Origin of the sequence: Stieleria sp. (assembly GCF_041595215.1) — a bacterium.
In the GTDB taxonomy this organism is placed as follows: Bacteria; Planctomycetota; Planctomycetia; order Pirellulales; family Pirellulaceae; genus Stieleria; species Stieleria magnilauensis.
Map to the genome: position 1 here is coordinate 1 of NZ_JBFHKV010000687.1, position 4,760 is coordinate 4,760.

At 60.4% G+C, this 4,760-nt stretch carries 4 protein-coding genes; 2 read left to right on the forward strand and 2 right to left on the reverse strand.

Annotation, left to right across the window (positions count from 1 at the left end; genetic code table 11):
- Window positions 1–205 precede the first annotated feature (205 nt).
- Window positions 206–1,999 (forward strand): adenylate/guanylate cyclase domain-containing protein, encoded by a 1,794-nt coding sequence (locus tag ABX749_RS22510; RefSeq protein ID WP_372897963.1) that lies wholly within the window; start codon window positions 206–208, stop codon window positions 1,997–1,999.
- Between the two features lie 129 nt (window positions 2,000–2,128).
- A complete protein-coding gene (locus tag ABX749_RS22515; protein ID WP_372897964.1) occupies window positions 2,129–3,202 on the forward strand; it encodes a DinB family protein in 1,074 nt (357 codons plus the stop codon).
- Window positions 3,203–3,206: 4 nt separating this feature from the next.
- Here the strand turns inward: ABX749_RS22515 and ABX749_RS22520 are convergent, their stop codons facing one another.
- Window positions 3,207–4,034 carry a hypothetical protein gene (locus tag ABX749_RS22520; RefSeq protein ID WP_145207043.1) on the reverse strand — a complete coding sequence of 276 codons (828 nt, stop codon included), beginning with the start codon at window positions 4,032–4,034 and terminating at the stop codon, window positions 3,207–3,209.
- A 37-nt stretch (window positions 4,035–4,071) separates the two neighbouring features.
- A partial coding sequence (locus tag ABX749_RS22525) for a sulfatase/phosphatase domain-containing protein (RefSeq protein ID WP_372897965.1) occupies window positions 4,072–4,760 on the reverse strand: 689 nt, incomplete at its 5' end.

Below are 4,760 nucleotides of genomic sequence, written 5' to 3' on the forward strand. Positions count from 1 at the left end.
ACCGCATGGCCCGCTTCGTGGTAGGCGGTCAACGTTTCGTCGTCGTGCATGCTGGGAGAGTGGGAGTGTGGGAGAGGCGACAAGAAAATGGGTGACAGGAAAATGCCGCTACTTGATCCTGTCAAATATCAAATCTGAGATCGGCAACCTGAAACCTGAAACCTGAAACCTGGAACTTTCAACCTCAACCCGATACCTTACTCGCATGGCTGATTTGATTGCACAGGGACCGCAGAATTATCATCGCTGGCGTCGGGAGATCCCCGATGCGACGACGTGTAGCGATTTGGTGATCGGTCGCAGCGATGCGGACTGGAATGTGCCTTGGGATCCGATGATCTCTCGCGCCCATGTCCGTGTGATTCCGCAGGCCAATGGGCGGATCGAGATCATGGCTGTCCCCTCGGCCCGCAATCCGGTCTATCACCAGGGGCGTCATGCGGTTCGCTTTGTGCTGGTCCCCGGCGACCACTTTGTGATCGGCAAGACGACGTTCACGTTGGCGGCCGCGACGAGCAACCGTTCACCGGAGCGGCTTCGGGATCCGGCCGGTGACGATGCAATGGACGTCACCGAAAACGTGTTCGACCACGTGGCGCTGCGTCGCAAGCACTTCCGCGACATCAATGCACGGATCGATGTGTTGACGCGGCTACCGGACTTGATTGCCAGCAGCGACAGTGATCAAGAGTTGCTCGTCCGCGTGACGAGTGTCCTGCTGCAATCGACGCCTTCGGCCGAAGCGGTTTCGATCTTGTCCGCTGCGGAGTTGAAGACCGATCCGGACGCCCCGATCGAAGTGCTGCACTATGACAACCGCAGCGCAACGCTTGGCGGTTCACCGATCAGCCGACGACTGGTCAAGCGTTCGATTGAAAAGCGGGAAAGCATCTTGAACGTTTGGGCCGGGGCAGATTCCCTGTACACCACCAGTGCGTTCACGGCGCGGGAAGACGTGGATTGGGCGTACTGCGTCCCGCTGCGAACCGAGGCCTGTCGCGGTTGGGTGATTTACATCACGGGGAAACTTCCCGACACCGGCGTGGCCGGCTCGGGGAAGCCGCTGGACGTTTCCGAACAACTTCACGATGACGTCAAATTTGCCGAACTGGTCGGGACCACAATGGCCAGTCTGCAACAGAGTCGGCAACTGCAGCGTCGTCAGGCGGCGATGCGCAACTTTTTTGCGCCGGTCGTGATGCGTGCGCTTGCCAGCGGCGACACCGCCAGGGTGTTGAAACCGCGCGAGGCTGACCTGACGGTCATGTTTTGTGACCTCCGCGGATTTTCACGACGCAGCGAACAAGATTCGCAAAACCTGTTGCAATTGTTGTCCGACGTCAGCGACGCGCTGGGGGTGATGACGAAGCACATCCTCGGTTATGACGGCGTGATCGGAGATTTTCATGGTGATGCGGCGATGGGGTTTTGGGGATGGCCGCTGGCGCAAGAGCAATCCGTTCTCCAGGCGTCCAGCGCCGCGTTGGCGATTCAAGCCGAATACCACCATTCGGATCTGGGATTCCGTTGCGGGATCGGGTTGGCACACGGTCGCGCCGTCGCCGGCCAGATCGGCACCAAGGACCAGGTCAAGGTGACGGCGTTCGGGCCCGTCGTGAATCTATCCAGTCGACTGGAATCGATGTCCAAGCGATTCGGGGCCGAGATCATCTTGGACGAAGCGACGCGGGCGGGGTTGTTGGTATCAGGACACAACCATTTCAAGCTGCGTCGATTGGCCAAGGTCCGTCCCGCCGGGTTCGCGTCACCGGTGGAAATCTCGGAATTGATCGGAGAGGCGGCGATCGCGACACAACAGGTCACCGATGGGTTGATCGCGGATTACGAAGCCGCACTGGATCTGTTTGCCGCCGGTGACCTGGACGCGGCGCTGAAACAATTTCGTTCCCTGCCGACCTGGGACGGTCCGACACAGATGATGATCAAACAGATCCTCTCGGGGGACAGCGACGGCGAGGTGATCGACCTGCCGAAATGATCGCGTGATCATCCGCAACGTCGTGAATCCATTCAGTCGGGTGGTCGTCGGCGCGTTCTGTTGTCAAGTTACGCGGCGAGGCGTGCCGACAATCACGCTGGATTTCTATCACTTTGCCACCGCCGCGAAATGACTGCTTACGAATTGATTGACGATCTGTTTGCCTACAACCGCTGGGCCAACACAAAAATCGCCACGCTCTGCGAAGGGCTGCGTGATGCACAACTCGACGCAAAACGCGAACTCGGTTTTGGCACGCTACGCGGCACCCTGTTTCACCTGTTGACGGCCGAGCGTGTCTGGATGGAGCGTTGGACGGGAGCCCCGTGGCGGCCGTTTCCGACCGACCCGGACGGCATGTCGTTGGACGAGTTTTCTGCCGGATTGGCGGAAGTCGCCGCACAGCGGCGGTCGCTGATCGAAATCCATCGCGCCACTCGGTGGCGTGAGCCGATCACGTATCAGGACAGCAAGAAAACCGAATTCACGCATTCGCTTTTTGATCTGCTGCTGCACGTCGCCAACCACGGCGTTCACCATCGCGCCCAAGCGCTGCATTTCTTGAAACAATTCGATCGCACGGTTCCCGCCGGTCTGGATTACGTCTTTTATCGGTTGGCGGCCACGACGGTTGAGCAGTCGCCTGAATCCGTTGAACAGCTGCAAGCGTTCGGGTTGGAGGTCGCGACGATTCAGACGCCGGATCCCCGCTACGATGCCGCCCTGATCGAACGGCTTTTCCAGTACCAGGATTGGGCGAACAACGAAATCCTGTCCTTTTGTGACACCGTCGAAGTCGCCGCGCTCGATCGCGATTTTCAGATGGGATGCGGATCGATTCGGAAGTCGTTGCTGCACCTGATGAATGCCGATCGTTGGTGGGTGGAAAACTGGAACGGCGACCGGCGAGCGTTTCCCCAATCCGCACCCGACACACCGTTGGTGGCGATCCGAAAGGCTTGGGCAAAAGTCGCCAAGCAGCGAAACGAGTTCCTGGCCGGCGTCGATTCGGCCGTCGCGATGGACGTCGTCACGATCGAACCCGACGGACCGCCGACGGCATTTCGCATTGGCGAATCGGCATTGCACCTGGCGCTACACGGAACACACCACCGAGCCCAGGTGCTCAACATGTTGCGTCGCTCCGGGGGACGCATCCGAAATCTCGACATGCTGTATTGGCCCGCGCTCTCGTCGCGCTGACACGTCAACGACTGGACTGTTGCCACAGCCATTGGATGGCACGGGCGATTTCGTTTTCGTGTTCGTCCGTTGCAATCCCGTCATGGTCCAAGCCCTCCATGACCACCAACTGTTTCGGTCCCGGCAACGCGTCAAACACTTCCATTTGCAAGGACGGTGGAACCAATTGATCCCGCTCGGATTGCAGCATCACCGTCGGGACATGTGCCAGGGGCGCCGTCAGCGACAGATTCATCTCCGCCGGAACGCTCTCGGCGATCGCGTCGGTCAGATGCCCCAGCGGATAACGCCGCGCGACGCGTTTGACGGTTTGGATCAGCGGCGGCGGATTGCGCAAAATCAACCCCTCGATCTGAACGTTCGCCTGTGACGCCACATAGGTTGCCGTCGCACAACCGAGCGAATTGCCGACCAACCAAATCCGCGGACGTCGGGCCGGCAAACCGCTGGTGACCAGGGACCAAAACCGCGACGCGCGGCGGGCGATATTGGCCAGCGTGGGGCGACCGCTGGTGGCGCCATAACCGGGCGCGTTCCAGGTGCAAATCTTGACCGTCGCTTCGGGAAGGAATCGGCACGGCCAATCCGACGCGCGCTCCGCTCGGCCCGCCGTCCCGGGAAATTTCAGGATCATCAAGTCCAGCGGTTGATGATCGGGCGAGAGTTCGGCGGTTGTGCCATCGCCCCGCGAACGGCGGTACTCGACAAAATACTCGTCCGTCACACGATCGACGGTCACCAGCACCCGTTCCTTGGGCGCATAGACCAACTCGTTTCGCGACGGGCGCAAAACGAAACGATCCAACAGATGGCGACGGAAAGAACGAATCATGCCAGCATCTTGGTCGTCGCGTCGGCCGTTGTCTAGCTCACATCGGTCCGGGCGCGTTGATCTGGTCGGCCGAGCGGTCTTCCCCGGGCGTCGTCGCGCCTGCGGCATCGATCGAATCCTTGCCGAGCGGTTTGCCGGTTTCGCGATCGAAGGTGTCCGGTGAAAGTTTTTCCGGCACGCTGTCCCCGGTCGCCTCCATCCACTCGTCCAGCACTGCCTTGAGCTGCGTTCGGGTTTCCGCGTGTTCAGGCTGTGCGGCCAAGTTGTTCAACTGATGGGGGTCGGTTTTCACGTTGTACAGTTCCACGCTCGGACGCGGTGTCAAAAACACGTCGGCTTGGGCGTCGCTCAACTGGCCCGACGCGCGGAGGGCACGCAGTTGCTGGTGCGAATCGCTGCGGACCGAGTCCGCCGGACCCTGCCATGCCAGGTAGGGCCGTTGGTTGAAGATCAGCAAATGGTCGCCGTCACGCACGCTGCGGCCAAACGCCTCGTAATCGTGCCAGTTGTGCTCCGAAAACGCATACCGGCGAATCGAGGCCGTGGCGTGTTCGAACAGCGGCAACATCGATGCACCCTGCATCGTCTCGGGGGTCTCACAGCCCGCCGCGGACAGCACCGTCGGCGCCAAGTCGATCACGCTGACCAGTTGATCGCTGGCACCGGTCCACTTGATTCCCTTTGGCCAATGGGCGACCAAAGCCGTCTTCATTCCGGAATCGTGCA

Excerpts from the sequence above, each read along its gene's own strand:
- ABX749_RS22520 (WP_145207043.1), bottom strand. The coding sequence starts at position 4,034 with ATGATTCGTTCTTTCCGTCGCCATCTGTTGGATCGTTTCGTTTTGCGC.
- ABX749_RS22515 (WP_372897964.1), top strand. The coding sequence starts at position 2,129 with ATGACTGCTTACGAATTGATTGACGATCTGTTTGCCTACAACCGCTGG.
- ABX749_RS22510 (WP_372897963.1), top strand. The coding sequence starts at position 206 with ATGGCTGATTTGATTGCACAGGGACCGCAGAATTATCATCGCTGGCGT.